Source organism: Pseudomonas sp. MYb541 (assembly GCF_037479595.1).
GTDB classification, from domain to species: domain Bacteria; phylum Pseudomonadota; class Gammaproteobacteria; order Pseudomonadales; family Pseudomonadaceae; genus Aquipseudomonas; species Aquipseudomonas canadensis.
In genome coordinates, this window is sequence record NZ_JBBGYS010000007.1 from 64,131 (window position 1) to 83,511 (window position 19,381).

Genomic DNA, 19,381 nt, shown 5'->3' on the forward strand with positions numbered 1-19,381 from the left:
CCGGACCATGCAAACTCGTGACGATATTTTCAACACCTTGCGCGATGCCTTGGTGGAACTGTTTGAACTGCCGCCGGAACGCGTCACCCTTGACGCCAACCTGTACCAGGACCTGGAAATCGACAGCATCGATGCCGTCGACTTGATCGACCACATCAAGCGCCAGACCGGCAAGAAGATCGCCGCCGAAGAGTTCAAGGCCGTGCGCACCGTGAACGACGTGGTTGAGGCGGTGTACCGTCTGGTCACGCCTGCCGCATGAGCCGGCTGATCGGCCTTGGCCTGTTGTTGGCGGGGCTGCTGTACCCCTTTGCGGTGTATTACGGCACCGAACACTTCGCCCCGTGGCAATTCGGCCTGCTGCTGGGCAGCCTGTGGCTATTGCGCGCACTGACCGGTGCGCGACGCCCCGGCAGCCGCTGGATGGCGCTGGCGGTGATCTTGTTTTGCCTGCTGCTGGCCTGGTTCGACAACCCGCACTTGCTGCGCTGGTACCCGAGCCTGGTCAGTGGGTTCATGTTGGCGTTGTTCGGCTTGAGTCTCAAATACGGCCCGCCGATGGTCGAGCGCCTGGCGCGCATGACCGACCCGGTGCTGCCCCCGCATGCCATTGTGTATACCCGCCAGGTCACCGTGGTGTGGAGCGTGTTTTTTCTGTGTAATGGCCTGCTCGCCGCCGCCCTCACCCTGTGGGCGCCGCTGAGCTGGTGGACGTTGTACAACGGCCTGATCGCCTACGGGCTGATGGGGCTGTTGTTTGCCGTGGAATGGCTGGTACGACAAAGGGTTCGAGGCCGCGTATGAATGGGTTGAAACTTGAGCACTTGTTGCTTGAGCCGCTGGAACAGCGTCCGGTCACCACCGAACCTGCAATGAATCATGCCCAGTTGTGGGCGCAGTCCCTGAGCCTGGCCGCAGGCCTGCAAGCGCGCGGTATCCAGCGCCTGGCCGTGTACCTGGAAGACGCCGGCCTGCTGGCGATTGCCCTGCTGGCCGCCTGGCGGGCCGGGGCCAGCGTATTGCTGCCCGCCGATTTGCAACCTCAGACCCGCCAACGCTGGGACGAGGCCGTCGATGCCTGGCTGACCGAAACGACAGACCTGGACGCGCTGTACCAGGCGCCACTGAGCGCTGCGGCACTCGATCTGGACGCTTGCCAACTGAGCCTGTGCACCTCCGGCTCCAGCGGCGAACCCAAGCGCATCGACAAAAACCTGCGCCAACTGGCCAACGAAGTCGAGGCCCTGGAAACTCTGTGGGGCCAGGATCTCAACGACGCCTGCATCATCGGCAGCGTCGCCACCCAGCATATCTACGGTTTGTTGTTCCGCGTGCTGTGGCCGCTGTGCGCCGGCCGCACCTTCGTGCGCAAGCAACTGGCCTTCCCTGAAGACTTGCAGCGCGCCAGCCGTGAGCATGCCCGGTTCGCCTGGGTCGCCAGCCCGGCGTTGCTCAAGCGCATGGGCGACAACCTTGACTGGCCGGCGCTGAGCCAGGTGTCGCGAGTGTTTTCATCCGGCGGCGCGCTGCCCGTAGAAGCCGCCGGCAGCCTGTACGACCGATTGCAACAATGGCCGACCGAGATCCTCGGCAGCTCGGAAACCGGTGGCATTGCCTGGCGCCAGGGTGCGCAGCCGTGGCAGCCGTTTGCAGACGTGCACCTGAGTCAGGATGCCGACGGCGCCTTGCGCATCGCTTCACCGTATTTGCCTGAAGGGCATGTCGAACAGACCGCCGACGCTGCCCGCATCCATGCCGATGGTCGCTTCGAGCTGCTGGGCCGCCTGGACCGCATCGTCAAGCTGGAAGAAAAACGCATCTCCCTGCCCATGTTGGAAAACGCGCTGATGGCCCACCCGTGGGTCGCGGAAACGCGCCTGGGCGTGGTGCAGGAAAACCGCGCGTCCCTGGGTGCCTTGGTGGTATTGAGTGCCGAGGGCCTGCATGCCTTGCGCAATCAGGGCCGACGCACGCTCACCCAAACCTTGCGCCAACACTTGAGCCAACATTGCGAAGCCCTGGCGTTGCCGCGGCGCTGGCGCTTACTGCGTCAGTTGCCCCTGAACAGCCAAGGCAAACTGCCCCAGGCACAGGTCGAGGGGCTGTTGTTGGCACCACGACCGAAAGCCCCGGAAGTACTCGAGCAGGTCGAAGCCAATGGCGAATGGACCTTGCAACTGAGCGTGCCGCCAGACCTGGCCTACTTCAGCGGGCACTTCCCGGTCACGCCAGTATTGCCGGGCGTGGTGCAGGTGGAATGGGCGTTCAACCTGGGCCAGCAACTGCTCGATCTGCCGCCGACCTTTGCCGGCATGGAAGTGCTCAAGTTCCAGCAATTGGTCCGCCCTGGCGACGCAATCGAGCTGCATCTGCGCTTCGACCGGGAGCGCGGCAAGTTGTACTTCGCCTACCGCAACGGCGTCGCGGCCTGCTCCAGCGGCCGGATTTTGCTGGAGGCCGCGCATGCATAACCCCTGCGCCCTGATTCCGGTCTACAACCACGAAGCAGCCGTGCCCGCCGTGGTCCGCAGCCTGTTGAACAGTGGCCTGCCGTGCCTGCTGGTCGACGACGGCAGCAGCCCGGCGTGCGCGGCGGTTTTGGCAGAGTTGGCAGTCCTGGAAAACGTCACCCTGCTGACCCTGCCAACCAACCAGGGCAAGGGCGGTGCCGTGATGGCCGGTTTCCGCGAGGCCGCACGCCTGGGCTTCAGCCACGCCCTGCAAGTCGACGCCGACGGCCAGCATGACCTGCGCGAAGTCGAGACCTTCCTCGACACCTCGCGCCGGCACCCCGACGCGATCATCTGCGGCTACCCCGAATACGACGACAGCGTACCCAAAGGCCGCCTGTACGCGCGCTACCTGACCCACGTGTGGGTATGGATCAACACCTTGTCGCTGCAGATCCGCGACTCCATGTGCGGCTTTCGCGTATACCCGCTGCCCCCGGTGCTGGCACTGATGGACTCGGCTTACATCGGCACACGCATGGATTTCGACTCCGACATCCTGGTGCGCCTGGCTTGGCGCAACCAGCCGATGCGCTGGCTGCCAACCCAGGTGCATTACCCGGCTGACGGCCTGTCGCACTTCCGGCTGTTCCGCGACAACGTACGCATCTCGGCCATGCACACCCGGTTGTTCTTCGGCATGTTGGTGCGCGCGCCGATGATCCTGTGGCGACGGTGGCAGGCATGAGTGACAGCACCAAGCACTGGGCCGACCGCGAAGAGCGCGGCAGCTACTGGCTGATGAAGCTCACGGCATTCGCCGCCAAGGTCCTTGGCCGCCGCCTGTTGAGCCCGGTGCTGTACGGCATCGTGTTGTACTTCTTCCTGTTCGGCCGCACCGCGCGCCAGAGCGCCTGGCAGTACCAGCAGCGCCTGGCCGACTGGAGCGGGCGCGACGAACTGCGCCCCAGCCAGTGGAAAGTCTTCGGCCAGTTCATGGCGTTTGCCGACTCGCTGCTCGACAAGCTCGACGTGTGGAACGGCAAGCTGCGCCTGGAACAGATCGAGATCAACGATCCGGCGCAATTGCGCGGGCAACTGCGCGGCGAGCGCGGGCAGATGCTGGTGGGCGCACACCTGGGCAACCTGGAAGTGTGCCGCGCCCTCGCCGAGATTGGCGAGCAGGTCACCATGAACGTACTGGTGCACACCAAGCACGCCGAGCAATTCAATCGCCTGCTGGGCGAAGCCGGGGCGACCCACTTGCGTCTGATCCAGGTCAGCGAGCTGGACCCGGCTACCATGTTGCTGCTCAGCCAGCGCCTGGACGACGGCGAATGGCTGGCCATTGCCGGCGACCGCGTGCCGCTGCACGGCGGGCGCACGGTGCGCGTGGATTTCCTCGGCCATGACGCGGCCTTCCCCCAAGGCCCGTGGCTGCTGGCCGGTCTGCTCAAATGCCCGGTGAACCTGCTGATGTGCCTCAAGCACACAGGCCGCTATCGCCTGAGCATTGAGCCTTTCGCCGAAATGATCGAATGGAAACGCAACACCCGCGAGCAGGTCATAGCCCTGTGGACAGCGCGCTACGCTGCACGCCTGGGCCAGTTCTGCCTGGAAGCGCCCCAACAATGGTTCAACTTTTACCCTTTCTGGAAGACCGATGACGACGCATCTTGAGCCGGTAACCTTTGGCGAACGCGCTTTGCGCATCGAAGGCGTGTTGGCCCTGGCCAACCGTCAGGCGCCGACCCAATTGCAGGGCGACGCCGCGTATCGCCAGCGCATTGCCAAGGGCGCGCAGTTCCTCGACTCGCTGCTGGACAAGGAAGGCGTGATCTACGGCGTGACGACCGGCTACGGCGACTCGTGCGTGGTGGCGGTGCCGTTGCAGCACGTCGAGGCTTTGCCGCGTCATCTGTACACCTTCCACGGTTGCGGCTTGGGCAAGTTGCTCGACGCCCAGGCCACCCGCGCGGTGCTGGCCGCGCGCTTGCAGTCGCTGTGCCACGGCGTGTCCGGCGTGCGCGTGGAGTTGCTCGAACGCCTGCACGCCTTCCTTGAACACGATGTGCTGCCGCTGATCCCGGAAGAAGGCTCGGTGGGCGCCAGCGGTGATCTGACCCCGCTGTCCTACGTGGCCGCGACCCTGTCCGGCGAACGGGAAGTGATGTTCCGTGGCGAACGGCGCCAGGCGGCCGACGTGCACCGCGAGCTGGGCTGGGAACCGCTGGTGCTGCGTCCCAAGGAAGCTCTGGCCTTGATGAACGGCACCGCCGTGATGACCGGCTTGGCCTGCCTGGCCTTCGCCCGCGCCGACTACCTGCTGCAACTGGCCACGCGCATCACCGCGCTGAACGTGGTGGCGCTGCAGGGCAACCCGGAACACTTCGACGAACGCCTGTTCGCCGCCAAGCCGCACCCTGGGCAGATGCAAGTCGCCGCCTGGCTGCGCAAGGACCTGGCCATCGACGCGCCGACCGCGCCGTTGCATCGCCTGCAGGACCGTTACTCGCTGCGCTGTGCGCCCCACGTCCTTGGCGTGCTGGCTGACAGCCTGAACTGGCTGCGTTCGTTCATCGAGATCGAACTGAACAGCGCCAACGACAACCCGATCATCGACGCTGAAGAAGAGCGCGTGCTGCACGGTGGACATTTCTACGGCGGGCATATCGCCTTCGCCATGGACAGCCTCAAGACGCTGGTCGCCAACGTCGCCGACCTGCTCGACCGCCAGCTCGCGCTGCTGGTGGACGTGCGTTACAACCACGGCCTGCCGAGCAACCTGTCCGGCGCGCCGGCTGATCGCGCCATGATCAACCACGGCTTCAAGGCCGTGCAGATCGGCACCAGCGCCTGGACCGCCGAAGCCTTGAAAAATACGATGCCGGCCAGCGTGTTCTCGCGCTCCACCGAGTGCCACAACCAGGACAAAGTGAGCATGGGCACCATCGCCGCCCGCGATGCGATCCGTGTGTTGGAGCTGACCGAACAGGTCGCCGCCGCCACGCTGCTCGCCGCCAACCAAGGCGTGTGGCTGCGGGCCCAGGCTGAGGATGCGCGACCGTTGCCACCCGCATTGGCGGCGATGCACGAAGAGCTGGCCAAAGACTTCCCACCCGTCATCGAAGACCGCGCCCTTGAGGGCGAGTTGCGCCTGTGCCTGCAACGCATTGCCGAGCAACACTGGAGGCTGCATGCGTAGCCAGGGCGTGCTGCATTGCGACACTGAAATCCTCGTGCCGTTTTTTGACGTCGACACCATGAACGTGGTGTGGCACGGGCATTACGTGAAGTACCTGGAAGTGGCGCGCTGCGCGCTGCTGGACAAGATCGGGCATAACTACACGGCAATGCTCGAATCCGGCTACGCCTGGCCGGTGATCGACATGCAGCTGCGTTACGTACGCGGCGCGGTGTTCGGCCAGACCCTCAACGTGCGCGCCAGCCTGGTGGAGTGGGAGAACCGTTTGAAGGTCAATTACCTGATCACTGACCTGGCCAGCGGCGAGCGTCTGACCCGCGCCAGCACCGTGCAAGTGGCGGTGGAAATCGCCACTCGCGAAATGCAGCTGGCCTCCCCCAAGATATTCACAAACGCCGTAGAGAGAGCCTTGAAATGAGATCCCCTGTGGGAGCGGGCTTGCCCGCGATGGACGTCAACGATAACGCGAGCCGCCTGACACTGCGCGGTGCCCTCGGGTTCTTCGCGGGCAAGTCGAATCGTCGCACCGCCGCTCCCACATGGATTGCGCTGATCTTGTTGTTCAGCATTCCAAGCCTGGCTCACGCTTTTGACTTGCAACAACTCAGCGAGCAGTTGGCCAAACCCAGCGTGATCCACGGCAACTTCACCCAGGAAAAACACCTGCGCGCCCTGCCCCAGCCTCTGGTCAGCAAAGGCACCTTCGTGCTCGCCAAGGACCACGGCCTGTTGTGGCTGCTGAAAACTCCGCTGCAACAGGACTACCGCATCAGCGCCCAAGGCATTGCCCGCCGCGATGCCAACGGCTGGCAACTGCTGCCGAACAAGAGCGCCGGCGCCGAACAGAACCGGTTGTTCCTGGCGGTGCTGCAAGGCGACAGCAGCGGCTTGCAGCGTGACTTCGAGTTGCAGCTGCAAGGCGAGGCGAAGCAATGGAAGCTCACGCTGATCCCGCGTTCACTGTTGCTCAAGCAGGTTTTCACCCAGATCAACATCGACGGCGGCGACTTGGTGCAGACCATCCAACTGTTGGAAACCCAAGGCGACAGTACTGTTTTGCGCATGCAGGACAGCACCGCCGGCCAACCCCTGAGCGAAGCGGAGCAACACGACTTTGCCCAGTGAGCGCCTGCTGCCGCGCCTGTTCCTGATCCTGCTGGTGGCCGTGCTGGCCCTGGCCGGCTGGCAGTGGCGCCATGGCGCGCCGTTGTCGGCCAACCTGATGGAACTGGTGCCGGGCAACACGCCGGATGCCCTGGAACAGCAAGCCGAACAGCGCATGCAGGAACCGCTGAACCGCGAGATGCTGGTGCTGGTGGGCCATGCCGACCGCCAGCAAGCCGTGGCAGTCGCCCAACAATTGGGCGAGCGCTGGCAGGCCAGTGGGCTGTTTGAAAAAGTGCAGTGGAACCTGCAAGCCGACTTGCCGGCACTGCGCGAGCAACTGCTGCGCGGGCGCCTGGCGATGCTCTCGGCCAAGGACCGCGAGCAACTGATCGAACAGCCCGACGCGTTTATCCAGCAGCGCGTGCAAGCGCTGTTCGACCCCTTTACCGGCTTCAGCCTGGTGCCCAGCCAGGATGACTGGCTGGGCCTCACCGGGCGTATCCAGAACAGCCAGCCGCAACACGGCTCGGTGCAGTTGGATATCGGCAGCGGCGCGTTGATCGCCGATGCCGACGGCAAGAGCTGGGTGCTGCTGCGTGCGCGCACCACCGGCAATGCCTTCGACATGAAACTGCCGCTGCAAGTGGCGGACCTGCTTCAGGCCAGTCGCGCGCAGGCCAGCGAACACGGCGCGCAATTACTCGCCGCCAGCGGCTTGCTCTACGCCGCCAATGGTCAGCAGCAAGCCACGCGCGAAATCACCTGGGTCGGCGGCGGCGCAACCGTCGGCATCCTGTTGTTGCTGTTGCTCGCCTTCCGCCGCTGGCGCGTGTTGCTGGCCTTTGTACCGGTGCTGGTGGGCATGCTGTTTGGCGCGGTGGCCTGTGTGGCGCTGTTCGGCCATATGCACGTGATGACGCTGGTGCTGGGCTCCAGCCTGATCGGCGTGGCGGTGGATTACCCGCTGCACTACTTGTCGAAAAGCTGGAGCATGAACCCGTGGCGCAGTTGGCCGGCGTTGCGCATCACCTTGCCGGGCTTGAGCTTGAGCCTGGCGACCAGCTGTATCGGTTACCTGGCGCTGGCCTGGACGCCGTTCCCGGCGTTGACGCAAATCGCCATCTTCTCAGCCGCAGGCTTGGTCGGCGCCTACCTGTCCGCCGTGTGCCTGTTGCCGGCGCTGCTCAAGGGCGTCGAGTTGCGCCCGGCACAATGGCCGCTGCGCATCGCGCAATGCCTGTGGTTGGTGCGCGAATCGCTGCTCAAGCGCGTGCCAAGCCCGCTACTGCTGGCGCTGGTGTTGTTGTTTTGCGCCGGTGGCCTGTGGCACCTGAACAGCAAAAACGATATCCGCCAATGGATCGGCGCGCCGCCACAATTACTGCAAGAAGCGCAGGCCGTGGCGCGGATCACCGGGTTCCAGCCCACCAGCCAGTTCTTCCTGGTGCGGGCGGACAACCAGCAACAGTTGCTAGAGCGTCAGAGCGCGTTGGCGCAGCGCCTGGATCAATTGGTGAATATGGACAAGCTCCAGGGCTACCTGGCGCTCAATCAACTGGTCAGCCAGCCCGCCGAGCAACAGCAACTGCGTGATGCGCTGAACAACCTGCCACAACACTGGCAGCCGCTGCTCGACCTCGGCGTACCCGCCAGCGCCCTGCAAGCCGAAGTCGCGCACCTGCAAGCGCTGCCTACCCAAGATATCGACGCTGCGCTGGCCGGCCCGATGGCCGAGCCTTGGCGCACGCTGTGGCTCGGTAAGGTCGATGGCGGCGTGGCGGCCATGGTCAGCCTGCAAGGCTTGAACAACCCCGCCCTGCTGCGTGTGCAGGCGCTGGACTTACCCGGTGTGCAACTGGTGGACCGCCTGGGCGACTTGAACCGGGTGTTCGCCGACACACAGATCAGCGCCGCTGAACTGAAGTTGATGTCCTGTGTGTTGATCGTACTGTTGCTGATCCTGCCGTTCGGCTTCGGCGGTGCCTTGCGTATCGTCGCACTGCCGCTGCTGGCGGCCCTGTGCAGCCTGGCCAGCCTTGGATGGCTGGGCCAGCCGCTGACACTGTTCAGTCTGTTCGGCCTGCTACTGGTCACGGCGATAAGCGTCGACTACGCGATCCTGATGCGCGAGCAAATCGGCGGCCCTGCGGTCAGTCTCTTGGGCACCTTGTTGGCAGCGTTGACGACCTGGCTGTCGTTTGGGCTGCTGGCGGTGTCCAGTACACCGGCAGTGAGTAATTTCGGCTTATCGGTCAGCCTGGGGCTGGCATTCAGCTTTATGCTGGCACCCTGGGCCGGGCAACAGAAGCACGCCTTATGAATGTGATTATCGCCAATGTGGCAAGGAGCCCTCGTGCCCACAGTTGAAATGGAACGTCGCCAGGTGGTGGTGATCGGTGCCGGTCCGTCCGGGGCCATCGCCGCCGCGCTGTTAAAGCGCAAAGGGCATGATGTATTGATCATCGAGCGCCAGCATTTCCCACGGTTCTCGATCGGCGAAAGCCTGCTGTCGCACTGCATCGACTTCATCGAAGAAGCCGGCATGCTCGACGCCGTACAGGCCGCAGGGTTCCAGGTGAAAACCGGCGCCGCGTTCGCCTGGGGCGAGCGCTACAGCGCATTTGATTTCAGTGACACCTTCAGCAACGGCAAGCCGACCACCTTCCAGGTGCAGCGCGGCGAGTTCGACAAGTTGCTGGCCGATCAGGCCGCCAAGCAAGGTGTGGAGATCCGCTACGGCGAAACTATCATCGGCGTGGATTTCAGCGGCGAGAGCCGCTACCTGCATGTGCGCCGTGAGAACGGCAGCGAGTACCACCTCAAGGCCAAGTTCGTACTCGACGCCAGCGGCTATGGCCGCGTGCTGCCGCGTCTGCTGGACCTGGATCTGCCGTCCGACTTCCCCATACGCCAAGCCGTGTTCACCCACGTCGAAGACCGCATCGAACATCCCGGCTTTGATCGCACCAAGATTCTGGTGACCACCCATCCGACCCAGCGTGACATCTGGTTCTGGACCATTCCGTTCAGCAACGGGCGTTGTTCAGTGGGCGTAGTCGCGGCCAAGGAGCATTTCGACGGTCGCGATGGCGACCTCGACGCCTGCCTGCGCGGCTTTATCGCCGAAACCCCGAGCCTTGCCGGCGTGCTGCAAAACGCCGTGTGGGACACCCCGGCGCGCACCCTCGGTGGCTACGCAGCCAACGTCAAAACCCTGCACGGACCGGGCTTCGCGCTGCTGGGCAATGCGGCAGAATTCCTCGACCCGGTGTTTTCTTCCGGGGTGACCATCGCCATGCGCTCGGCAAGCATGGCGGCCGGTGTGTTGCACCGTCAGCTCAAGGGCGAAACCGTGGACTGGGAGAACGAGTTTGCCGTGCCCTTGAAACGCGGCGTGGACACCTTCCGCTGCTACGTCGAAGGCTGGTACGCCGGGACGTTCCAGGATGTGATCTACCACCCGGACAGCTCGCCGGAGATTCGCCGGATGATCAGCTCGATCCTCGCCGGCTACGCGTGGGATGAGCGCAACCCGTTTGTCAGCGAGCCCAAGCGGCGTTTGCGGATGTTGTCGGAGATTTGTGCGAGTGAGCCGGTATGAGCAGTCAGTACTTAAGTAAGAACTACGTCGAAGAAACCAGGTTCGGCTTCTGGTTCCTGCGCAGCCACACCTGGCAGCACCATGTGCTGCGCGTGGCGATCAACGACCTGCGCAGCCTGTTTACCGACCCGCTGCCCGAGGCCCCAGTACTGCTGGACGCCGGTTGCGGCCAGGGCAAATCGTTCCAATACTTGCAGCAGGTGTTCGCCCCCGAGCGCCTGATCGGCCTGGATGCCGACCCGCACAGCCTGGAACTGAGCCGCGAAGAAGCTCAGCGCCAAGGCTTGGCCATCGAGCTGATCGGCAGCGACTGCGCCACCTTGCAAGTGCCGGACGAAAGCGTCGATATTCTGTTCTGCCACCAGACCTTTCACCACCTGGTCGAGCAGCACCGCGCGCTCAAGGAGTTCTACCGCGTGCTCAAGCCGGGCGGTTATCTGCTGTTTGCAGAATCCACCGAAGCCTATATCGACACCTGGGTGATTCGCTGGCTGTTCCGCCACCCGATGCATGTGCAGAAAAGCGCCGAAGAGTACCTGGATATGCTCCGCGAGCAGGGCTTTGAATTCGGTCCGCAGAACATCTCGTACCCGTACTTGTGGTGGAGCCGCTCCAGCGATTTCGGCCTGCTGGAACGCTGGGGCCTGCGCAAGGCGCCGCCAGTGGGGCAGCGCGAGGAAACCCTGGTCAACTGCGTGGCACGCAAACCCTTAACGAGCGCAGCCCCATGATGCGCATGCTGTTGATCGGCTGCCTGTTGCTGCTGAGCGCCTGCGCCAGCCAGCCGCCGCTGCCGGAGAAAACCCCAACCCTGGCCTTGCCGCTGCAACTGCATGTGCAGCGCCTGGCCGGCGGCCAGAGCCAGGACTGGCTGTTGGTGATCCAGCGCGAAAGCGACGGCATTCGCTGGTCGATGATGGACCCGCTGGGCATTCCCCAGGCCCGACAAAAACTGATCGATGGCGAGTGGCAGGCCGACGGCTTGCTGCCGCCCAATCCCCAGGCGCGCGAGCTGTTCGCCGCGTTGCTGTTTGCCCTAACGTCGGCCGATGACGTGCGCGCGCTCTACCCCAGCGCCCAGGCCATGGACCTGACGCGCACCCTGCCGGGGCATTGGCAGATCGTGTATCAATCGTCTGAGGTCTTCAGCGTGAACATGGCCGGCCAGCCCTTGAGTTACCGCATCACGCCGCTTGGAGCCGCCCGATGAGCGCTTACCTCAACGCCCTAGGCGTGATCTGCGCCCTTGGCCGTGGCCAGGACGAGGTCAGCCGCAGCCTGTTTGCCGGGGACTGCTCCGGCATGCGCCCCGAAAGCGGCTGGGTGCCGGAGCGCGTATTGCCGGTGGGCGCCGTAAAAGGCGACCTGGCAATCATCCCGCCCGAGTTGGGCCAGCAAAGCAGCCGCAATAACCAGTTGCTGCTGGAAGCGGCGTTGCAGATCGAAGGCGATATCCGACAGGCGATCCACACCTACGGCGCGTCACGGGTCGGCGTTGTGCTCGGCACCAGCACCTCGGGCATCGACGAAGCCAGTCGGGGCATCGCGCACTTTTTGCGCGAACACCAGTTCCCCGGCGACTACGACTACCAGCAGCAGGAACTCAGCGCGCCGGCGAATTTCCTCGCCGACTGGCTGCAACTGAGTGGCCCGGCCTATGTGATCTCCACCGCCTGCACCTCCAGCGCCCGTGCCTTGATGAGTGCCCAGCGCCTGCTGGACCTGGGCATGTGCGATGCAGTGATCTGCGGCGGTGTCGACAGCCTGTGCAAGCTGACACTCAACGGTTTCAGCTCATTGGAGGCGGTGTCGAACGATCGCTGCAATCCGTTCTCGGTGAACCGCAACGGCATCAACATCGGCGAAGCGGCCGTGCTGTTTGTGATGAGCAAGGAACCCGCGCCCATCGCCCTGCTGGGCAGCGGCGCCAGTTGCGATGCGCACCATATCTCCGCGCCCGAGCCCACCGGCAAAGGCGCGTTGCAGTCAATGCGCAAGGCCTTGGCCAGCGCCCGATTGCAGCCCGAGCAGATCGGTTACCTGAACTTGCACGGCACCGCCACCCAACATAACGACGCCATGGAAAGCCTGGCCGTCGCCAGCCTGTTCCCGCACGGCGTGGCCTGCTCATCGACCAAACCCATGAGCGGTCACACCCTGGGCGCAGCCGGGGCGCTGGAAGCGGCGTTCTGTTGGTTGAGCCTGGCTCACAACCGCGTCCCGCCCCACGTGTGGGACGGCCAGGCCGACCCGGCCCTGCCCGCCTTGCAGTGGGCGCAGGCCGCAGAAACCCTAGGAAAGCGCTGCCTGATGAGCAATTCGTTTGCCTTCGGCGGCAACAACGTCAGCCTGATTATCGGAGAGGCCCCATGATCGATTGGCCACTCGCTGAACTGCTGCCCCATGCGGGCGACATGATCCTGATCGATCAGGTGCTGTCGTTCGATGAAGAGCAGATCCACACCCGCGTCACGGTCAAACCCGGCGGCCTGTTCAACCGCCCGGACGGCAGCCTGCCGGCCTGGGTCGGCATCGAGTTGATGGCGCAAAGCGTCGCCGCCTACGCCGGTTGCCGCGCGCGCCAGAAAGGTGAAGCGGTGGAACTGGGCTTCCTGCTCGGCACGCGCAAGTTCGAGTGCAATGTGGAACACTTCCCGGTCGGCGCCGAGCTGGCGATCCACGGCCTGCGCTCCTTGGAAGACGACAATGGCATGGGTGTGTTCGAATGCCACCTGACCGGCGACGGGATCCAGGCCAGCGCCCGCTTGAATGTATTTCGACCGCCCCAGGCGGCCAACTATTTAGATGAATCGAAGGACGTAACGCCATGACTGAATCCGTACTGGTCACCGGCTCCAGCCGTGGCATCGGCCGCGCCATCGCACTGCGCCTGGCTCAGGCCGGGCATGACATCGTGCTGCATTGCCGCAGTGGCCGTAGCGACGCCGATGCAGTGCAGGCCGAGGTTGAAGCCCTGGGCCGCAAGGCGCGGGTGCTGCAATTCGATGTGGCGGATCGTACTGCGTGCAAGGAAATCCTCGAAGCTGACGTTGAGCAACACGGCGCCTATTACGGCGTGGTGCTCAACGCCGGCCTGACCCGAGACGGCGCCTTCCCGGCCTTGTCGGAAGACGACTGGGACGTGGTGATGCGCACCAACCTCGACGGTTTCTACAACGTGTTGCACCCGGTGATGATGCCGATGATTCGTCGTCGCGCGGCTGGGCGCATCGTGTGCATCACTTCGGTTTCCGGGCTGATCGGCAACCGTGGGCAGGTCAATTACAGCGCTTCGAAAGCCGGTTTGATCGGTGCAGCCAAGGCCCTGGCCATCGAGCTGGGCAAGCGCAAGATTACCGTCAATTGCGTCGCTCCGGGCTTGATCGACACCGCCATGCTGGATGAGAACGTGCCGGTGGAAGAGCTGATGAAGATGATCCCGGCGCAGCGCATGGGCACGCCGGAAGAGGTGGCCGGCGCGGTGAATTTCCTGATGTCGGCCGAGGCTGGCTACATCACGCGCCAGGTCCTGGCCGTGAATGGAGGCCTGTGCTGATGAAACGCGTCGTCGTCACCGGCATGGCCGGCATGACCTCCCTGGGCAGCGATTGGGACACCATCGCCGCCAACTTCCGCGCCAACCGCAGCGGCATCCGGCGCATGGATGAGTGGGACCGCTTTACCGAACTGAACACGCGCCTGGCCGGGCCGATCGACGATTTTGTCGTGCCCGCGCACTGGACGCGCAAGCAACTGCGCAGCATGGGCCGGGTGTCGCGCCTTGCGGTGTGGGCGGCAGAGCAGGCGTTGCAGGACGCGGGCTTACTCGGCGATGAGTCAATCAAGGACGGGCGCATGGGCGTGGCCTGTGGCTCGTCCACCGGCAGCACCGACGAGATCAAGGCGTTCGGCAACATGCTGCTGAACTCGGTGGCCGAGGGGCTGAATGCCAACTCCTACGTGCGCATGATGCCGCACACCACGGCGGCGAATATCAGCATCTTCTTTGGCCTGACCGGGCGGCTGATCCCCACGTCCAGCGCTTGCACCAGCGGCAGCCAAGGCATCGGCTATGCCTATGAAGCAATCAAGTTCGGCCGCCTGCCGTTGATGCTCGCCGGCGGCGCCGAGGAGCTGTGCCCCACTGAGGCCATGGTATTCGATGCGCTCTACGCCACCAGCCTCAAGAACGATGCGCCTCAGACCAGTCCACGTCCCTATGACAGTGGTCGTGACGGTCTGGTGATTGGTGAAGGCGGCGGCATGCTGGTGTTGGAGGAACTGGAACACGCGTTGGCACGCGGTGCGCATATCCACGCCGAGCTGGTGGGCTTCGGCAGCAACGCCGACGGCCAGCACACTACCCGCCCCGAGCAGAAAACCATGCGCCGCGCGATGGAACTGGCCCTGGAAGATGCCGGGCTTGAGCCATCTGCAATCGGCTACGTGAACGGTCACGGCACCGCCACCGACCAGGGCGATATCGCCGAAACACTGGCGACCAGCAGCCTGTTCGGCAGCCGCATGCCCATCAGCTCACAAAAGAGCTTCCTCGGCCACACCTTGGGCGCGTGCGGCGCGCTGGAGTCGTGGTTCAGCATCGAGATGATGAACCGCGACCAATACGTGCACACCTTCAACCTGGATTCGGTCGACCCGCAATGCGGCGAGCTGGATTACCTGCAAGGTGAATTCCGCGAGATGCACCACGACTACGTGATGAACAACAACTTTGCCTTTGGCGGCGTCAACACCTCGCTGATCTTCCGCCGCTGGTCCTGACTTTCAAATCGATTGGAGAATACGGAATGTCTTCCTTGCTACGCGTCACCCTGATCACCCTGGCCCTGTTGGTCACCGCCGGTTGCACCAGCAAACCGATCCTCAACACCCAGCACAACCTGCCGGCCGACACCCAGGTCAGCGAAGAAAAAATGAAAACGGTGATCGTCAACGCCCTGCAAAAACGCGAGTGGACGGTACAACGCCTGAGCCCGCAACTGGTACAGGCCGAGATCAACGTGCGTAACCAGTATTACGCAGCCATCGACATCCGCTACACCCGCAACAGCTACGCCATCACCTACCGCGACAGCCGCGACCTGGGCTACAAGGACGGCAAGATCCATCGCAACTACAACCGTTGGGTGAACAATCTGGACAGCGACATCATGGCGGGGTTGCGCAGCAATGGCGTGAATGAGGCGGGGACGGCGGCGCAGTTGTTTGAACAGACGGGGACGTCGAAGTAAGACCAGCGTCAGGCACACCCCCTCGGTGGTGAGCGGGCTTGTGCCGCGCTGGAGTGCGTAGCGCTCCCAAGATCTTTGGGGCCGCTGCGCAGCCCAGCGCGGGGCAAGCGCGCTCACCACAAAGCGTTATTGGGCAACCTTGCGCGTCAACAGCTCCACAAACGCCTCTGCCATCGGCGTCTGCGCGCCCTTGCGTTGCACCAGCCACACCGCCGTCATCGCCTCCTGATCCAGCAGCGTGCGATACACCACGCCATCGATCCGAATGCGCTGGTAGGACGCCGGCAGCACCGACACGCCCAAGCCCGCCGCTACCAGGCCGATGATGGTCATCGCCTCCCCGGCCTCCTGGGCAAAGTGCGGGCTGAAGCCGGCATCACGCGCCAGGTTGAGCAACTGGGCATAGAGGCCGCTGCCGTAAGTGCGCGGGAAAAACACAAACGGTTCCTGTGCCAATTGCGCCAGGTGCAAGCCGCGCTCACTGCCCTCCACCAACGGATGACCGGCGTTCAGCACGGCTACCAGCGGCTCACGCATCAGCTCGACCACACCCAGCGAATCCGGCAATGGCAGCGGCCGCATCAGGCCCACTTGGATCGACTCATCCACCAGCGACTCGGCCACTTCGGTGCTGCTCATCTCCTGCAGGTTCAGATGCACCGCCGGGAACGCCTGACGAAACGCAAAGATCGCCTGGGGAATGCTGGAATTGAACGGCGCCGACGAGGTGAAGCCAATCTTCAGTTCGCCCAGCTCACCCAACTGCGCCCGGCGCGCTACGTCCGCCGCCTTGTCGACCTGTGCCAACACCAATCGCGCCTCTTGCAGGAACAACCGCCCCGCTTCACTCAGTTCGACCCGACGATTGGTACGCTCAAACAACCGCGCCCCCACTTCCTGCTCCAGCGCCTGGATCTGCTGGCTCAGCGGCGGTTGCGAGATGCCCAGCACCTGCGCGGCCCGGCCGAAATGCAGTTCTTCGGCGACGGCGATGAAGTACCGCAAGTGACGCAATTCCATGGGAGCCTCATTAGGTCGTTAAAGCTATCAAACAGGTCGAACAATATATTGGAAAGAATCATTAGGGAGCTATATTCTTTTTTGCATTGCCTGTCCTGGCACGCTCTTCCTCCCCGAGGTCCCCGTGAAAGCTGCTGTTGCTCCACTCGCTCAAGACGTACCGCCCACCGCCCTGGATGAGGTGGTGGCCCAGCTCAATGACGCGTACATCGAAAAAGGCACGCCGATGTTTATGCGCACGGTGCTGGCGCTGTTCTCCGGCGGGTTCGCCACCTTTGCGTTGTTGTATTGCGTGCAGCCGATGATGCCGGCGCTGTCCCATGAGTTTTCCATCAATGCGGCGCAAAGCAGCCTGATCCTGTCGGTGGCCACGGCGATGCTGGCGTGCGGTTTGTTGGTCACCGGACCGATTTCCGACCGCCTGGGGCGCAAGCCGGTGATGGTCTCCGCGCTGTTCTGCGCCGCGCTGGCGACCATCGCCAGCGGCCTTATGCCGACCTGGGAAGGCATCCTGCTGATGCGTGCATTGGTGGGCCTGTCGCTCAGCGGCCTGGCCGCCGTAGCCATGACCTACCTGAGCGAAGAAATCCACCCGCAGCACATCGGCCTGGCCATGGGCTTGTACATCGGCGGCAACGCGATTGGCGGCATGAGCGGGCGGCTGATCATCGGCGTGTTGATCGACTTCGTCAGTTGGCACACCGCCATGCTGATTATCGGCGCCCTGGCGCTGATCGCCGCCACGGTGTTCTGGAAAATCCTCCCAGAATCGCGCAACTTCCGCGCCATGAGCCTCAAGCCGCGCAGCCTGGTGGATGGCTTCGTCATGCACTTCAAGGACGCAGGCCTGCCCTGGCTGTTCCTCGAAGCGTTCCTGCTGATGGGCGCGTTCGTGACGATGTTCAACTACATCGGCTATCGCCTGCTGGCCGATCCCTACGACCTGAGCCAAGCCGTGGTCGGCTTGCTGTCGCTGGTGTACCTCTCGGGCATCTACAGCTCGGCGAAAATCGGCTCCCTGGCTGACCGCCTCGGCCGCCGTCGCGTGCTGTGGGGCACCATCGTGCTGATGCTGGCCGGCATGGCCCTGACCCTGTTCACCCCCCTGTGGCTGGTGGTGCCGGGCATGCTGATCTTCACCTTCGGCTTCTTCGGCGCCCACTCGGTGGCCAGCAGCTGGATCGGCCGCCGCGCGGTAAAAGCCAAGGGGCAAGCGTCGTCGCTGTACCTGTTCTGCTACTACGTAGGGTCGAGTATTGCGGGGACCGCGGGTGGGTTCTTCTGGCACTTTGCCGGGTGGAACGGCATCGGCGCGTTTATCGTGGCGCTGCTGATCGGCGCGTTGCTGGTGGCGTTGAAGCTGGCGAAGTTACCGCCGCTGGTGCAAGCGAAGGCCTGAGTTTCTCTGGCTTTTAATGTGGGAGGGGGCAAGCCCCCTCCCACATTTGTTTTGCGTGTTATTCGTGATACTGCGCCGACAGCTCATGCACCGCGCGCAGGAACGCGCCGGCATGCTCCGGGTTCACTTCCGGGGTGATGCCATGGCCGAGGTTGAACACATGCCCGGTGCCTTTGCCGTAGCTGGCGAGGATGCGGCCAACTTCGGTGCGGATGGCTTCCGGCTTGGCGTACAGCACGGTCGGGTCCATGTTGCCTTGCAGCGCGACGCGGTTGCCCACGCGCTGGCGAGCTTCGCCAATGTCGCAGGTCCAGTCCAGGCCCAGGGCGTCGGCACCGGCGTCGGCAATGCTTTCCAGCCACAGGCCGCCACCCTTGGTGAACATGATTACCGGCACTTTGCGGCCTTCGTGTTCGCGGATCAGGCCGCTGACGATTTTGCGCATGTAGGCCAGGGAAAACTCCTGGTACGCCGCCGCCGACAGGTTGCCGCCCCAGGTGTCGAAGATCTGCACGGCTTGCGCGCCGGCCATGATCTGGCCGTTGAGGTAGGACGTGACCGACTGCGCCAGCTTATCCAGCAGCAGGTGCATGGCCTGTGGGTTGTCGTAGAGCATGGCCTTGGTCTTGCGGAAGTCTTTCGACGAGCCGCCTTCGACCATGTAGGTGGCCAGGGTCCATGGGCTGCCGGAGAAGCCGATCAGCGGCACGCGGCCGTTAAGCTCGCGGCGGATGGTGCTGACGGCGTCCATCACGTAGCCGAGGTCTTTGTGCGGATCGGGGATCGGCAAGGCTTCGATATCGGCCAGGGTGCTGACGACTTTCTTGAAACGCGGGCCTTCGCCGGTCTCGAAGTACAGGCCTTGGCCCATGGCGTCAGGGATGGTGAGGATATCGGAGAAGAGGATAGCCGCGTCCAGTTGTGGGTAGCGGTCCAGCGGCTGCATCGTGACTTCGCAGGCGAACTCCGGGTTCATGCACAGGCTCATGAAGTCGCCGGCGTTGGCGCGACTGGCGCGGTATTCCGGCAGGTAGCGACCGGCTTGGCGCATCATCCACACAGGGGTGACGTCCACGGGTTGCTTGAGCAGGGCACGAAGGAAACGGTCGTTCTTGAGGGCAGTCATGTCGGCATCCGCAAAAAAAGTGCGGGCATTTTCTCAGAGCCAGACGCAAAAGGCACGGAATGCGCCGTGCCTTTTGTCTATCGGGTCAATTTGTCGCGGACATGAAAGCGCTACAAATCAAATGTGGGAGGGGGCTTGCCCCCGATTGCAGTGTGTCAGTCCCAGTATCTTTGACTGATACACCGCTATCGGGGGCAAGCCCCCTCCCACAGTTTGATCCC

At 63.7% G+C, this 19,381-nt stretch carries 20 protein-coding genes; 18 read left to right on the plus strand and 2 right to left on the minus strand.

The window, feature by feature from the left end:
- Nucleotides 1-7 precede the first annotated feature (7 nt).
- Genes WH299_RS06355 through WH299_RS06435 form a run of 17 tightly spaced genes read left to right on the plus strand, consistent with a single transcriptional unit; the run spans nt 8 to nt 15,615 of the window.
- Nucleotides 8-262 carry an acyl carrier protein gene (locus WH299_RS06355; RefSeq protein ID WP_016979215.1) on the plus strand — a complete coding sequence of 85 codons (255 nt, stop codon included), beginning with the start codon at nt 8-10 and terminating at the stop codon, nt 260-262.
- On the plus strand, nt 259-804 hold the full coding sequence (locus WH299_RS06360; RefSeq protein ID WP_028615445.1) for a membrane protein: 546 nt from the start codon (nt 259-261) through the stop codon (nt 802-804). Before WH299_RS06355 ends, WH299_RS06360 begins: the two co-directional genes overlap by 4 nt.
- Nucleotides 801-2,471: an ApeI family dehydratase gene (locus tag WH299_RS06365; protein ID WP_339549885.1), complete on the plus strand. Its 1,671-nt coding sequence runs from the start codon at nt 801-803 to the stop codon at nt 2,469-2,471. Before WH299_RS06360 ends, WH299_RS06365 begins: the two co-directional genes overlap by 4 nt.
- On the plus strand, nt 2,464-3,198 hold the full coding sequence (locus WH299_RS06370) for a glycosyltransferase family 2 protein (protein WP_123475173.1): 735 nt from the start codon (nt 2,464-2,466) through the stop codon (nt 3,196-3,198). Before WH299_RS06365 ends, WH299_RS06370 begins: the two co-directional genes overlap by 8 nt.
- On the plus strand, nt 3,195-4,130 hold the full coding sequence (locus WH299_RS06375; protein WP_339549886.1) for an LpxL/LpxP family acyltransferase: 936 nt from the start codon (nt 3,195-3,197) through the stop codon (nt 4,128-4,130). The genes WH299_RS06370 and WH299_RS06375 overlap by 4 nt, the downstream gene beginning before the upstream one ends.
- Nucleotides 4,114-5,655: an HAL/PAL/TAL family ammonia-lyase gene (locus tag WH299_RS06380; protein ID WP_339549887.1), complete on the plus strand. Its 1,542-nt coding sequence runs from the start codon at nt 4,114-4,116 to the stop codon at nt 5,653-5,655. Before WH299_RS06375 ends, WH299_RS06380 begins: the two co-directional genes overlap by 17 nt.
- The gene (locus WH299_RS06385) at nt 5,648-6,073 is read left to right on the plus strand and encodes an acyl-CoA thioesterase (RefSeq protein WP_122730496.1); all 426 of its coding nucleotides are present in this window, start codon (nt 5,648-5,650) and stop codon (nt 6,071-6,073) included. Before WH299_RS06380 ends, WH299_RS06385 begins: the two co-directional genes overlap by 8 nt.
- Nucleotides 6,070-6,780, plus strand: a complete 711-nt coding sequence (locus WH299_RS06390) for an outer membrane lipoprotein carrier protein LolA (RefSeq protein ID WP_240037387.1) — start codon at nt 6,070-6,072, stop codon at nt 6,778-6,780. Before WH299_RS06385 ends, WH299_RS06390 begins: the two co-directional genes overlap by 4 nt.
- Nucleotides 6,770-9,082: an MMPL family transporter gene (locus WH299_RS06395; protein WP_122730493.1), complete on the plus strand. Its 2,313-nt coding sequence runs from the start codon at nt 6,770-6,772 to the stop codon at nt 9,080-9,082. Before WH299_RS06390 ends, WH299_RS06395 begins: the two co-directional genes overlap by 11 nt.
- Nucleotides 9,083-9,115: 33 nt before the next feature.
- On the plus strand, nt 9,116-10,363 hold the full coding sequence (locus WH299_RS06400; protein WP_323623157.1) for an NAD(P)/FAD-dependent oxidoreductase: 1,248 nt from the start codon (nt 9,116-9,118) through the stop codon (nt 10,361-10,363).
- Entirely contained in the window at nt 10,360-11,094 is a 735-nt protein-coding gene (locus WH299_RS06405) for a class I SAM-dependent methyltransferase (RefSeq protein ID WP_126569666.1), read from the plus strand. Before WH299_RS06400 ends, WH299_RS06405 begins: the two co-directional genes overlap by 4 nt.
- Nucleotides 11,091-11,573: a hypothetical protein gene (locus tag WH299_RS06410; RefSeq protein ID WP_122730489.1), complete on the plus strand. Its 483-nt coding sequence runs from the start codon at nt 11,091-11,093 to the stop codon at nt 11,571-11,573. The genes WH299_RS06405 and WH299_RS06410 overlap by 4 nt, the downstream gene beginning before the upstream one ends.
- Nucleotides 11,570-12,736, plus strand: coding sequence for a beta-ketoacyl-[acyl-carrier-protein] synthase family protein (locus WH299_RS06415; RefSeq protein ID WP_339549889.1), 1,167 nt, complete (start codon nt 11,570-11,572; stop codon nt 12,734-12,736). The genes WH299_RS06410 and WH299_RS06415 overlap by 4 nt, the downstream gene beginning before the upstream one ends.
- A complete protein-coding gene (locus tag WH299_RS06420; protein WP_028615433.1) occupies nt 12,733-13,194 on the plus strand; it encodes an ApeP family dehydratase in 462 nt (153 codons plus the stop codon). The genes WH299_RS06415 and WH299_RS06420 overlap by 4 nt, the downstream gene beginning before the upstream one ends.
- Nucleotides 13,191-13,919 (plus strand): 3-ketoacyl-ACP reductase FabG2, encoded by a 729-nt coding sequence (locus tag WH299_RS06425; protein ID WP_122730487.1) that lies wholly within the window; start codon nt 13,191-13,193, stop codon nt 13,917-13,919. Before WH299_RS06420 ends, WH299_RS06425 begins: the two co-directional genes overlap by 4 nt.
- Nucleotides 13,919-15,145 (plus strand): beta-ketoacyl-ACP synthase, encoded by a 1,227-nt coding sequence (locus tag WH299_RS06430; RefSeq protein WP_122685782.1) that lies wholly within the window; start codon nt 13,919-13,921, stop codon nt 15,143-15,145. Before WH299_RS06425 ends, WH299_RS06430 begins: the two co-directional genes overlap by 1 nt.
- A 26-nt stretch (nt 15,146-15,171) precedes the next feature.
- Entirely contained in the window at nt 15,172-15,615 is a 444-nt protein-coding gene (locus WH299_RS06435; protein ID WP_122730485.1) for a hypothetical protein, read from the plus strand.
- A gap of 126 nt (nt 15,616-15,741) precedes the next feature.
- Here WH299_RS06435 and WH299_RS06440 read toward each other — a convergent pair whose 3' ends face one another.
- On the minus strand, nt 15,742-16,635 hold the full coding sequence (locus WH299_RS06440; protein ID WP_123475191.1) for a LysR family transcriptional regulator: 894 nt from the start codon (nt 16,633-16,635) through the stop codon (nt 15,742-15,744).
- Nucleotides 16,636-16,807: 172 nt separating this feature from the next.
- Between WH299_RS06440 and WH299_RS06445 the strand changes: the two genes are divergently transcribed.
- Nucleotides 16,808-18,034: an MFS transporter gene (locus tag WH299_RS06445; RefSeq protein WP_445262701.1), complete on the plus strand. Its 1,227-nt coding sequence runs from the start codon at nt 16,808-16,810 to the stop codon at nt 18,032-18,034.
- A 58-nt stretch (nt 18,035-18,092) separates the two neighbouring features.
- Here the strand turns inward: WH299_RS06445 and hemE are convergent, their stop codons facing one another.
- Nucleotides 18,093-19,160 carry a uroporphyrinogen decarboxylase gene (gene hemE / locus WH299_RS06450; protein ID WP_071492361.1) on the minus strand — a complete coding sequence of 356 codons (1,068 nt, stop codon included), beginning with the start codon at nt 19,158-19,160 and terminating at the stop codon, nt 18,093-18,095.
- Nucleotides 19,161-19,381 lie beyond the last annotated feature (221 nt).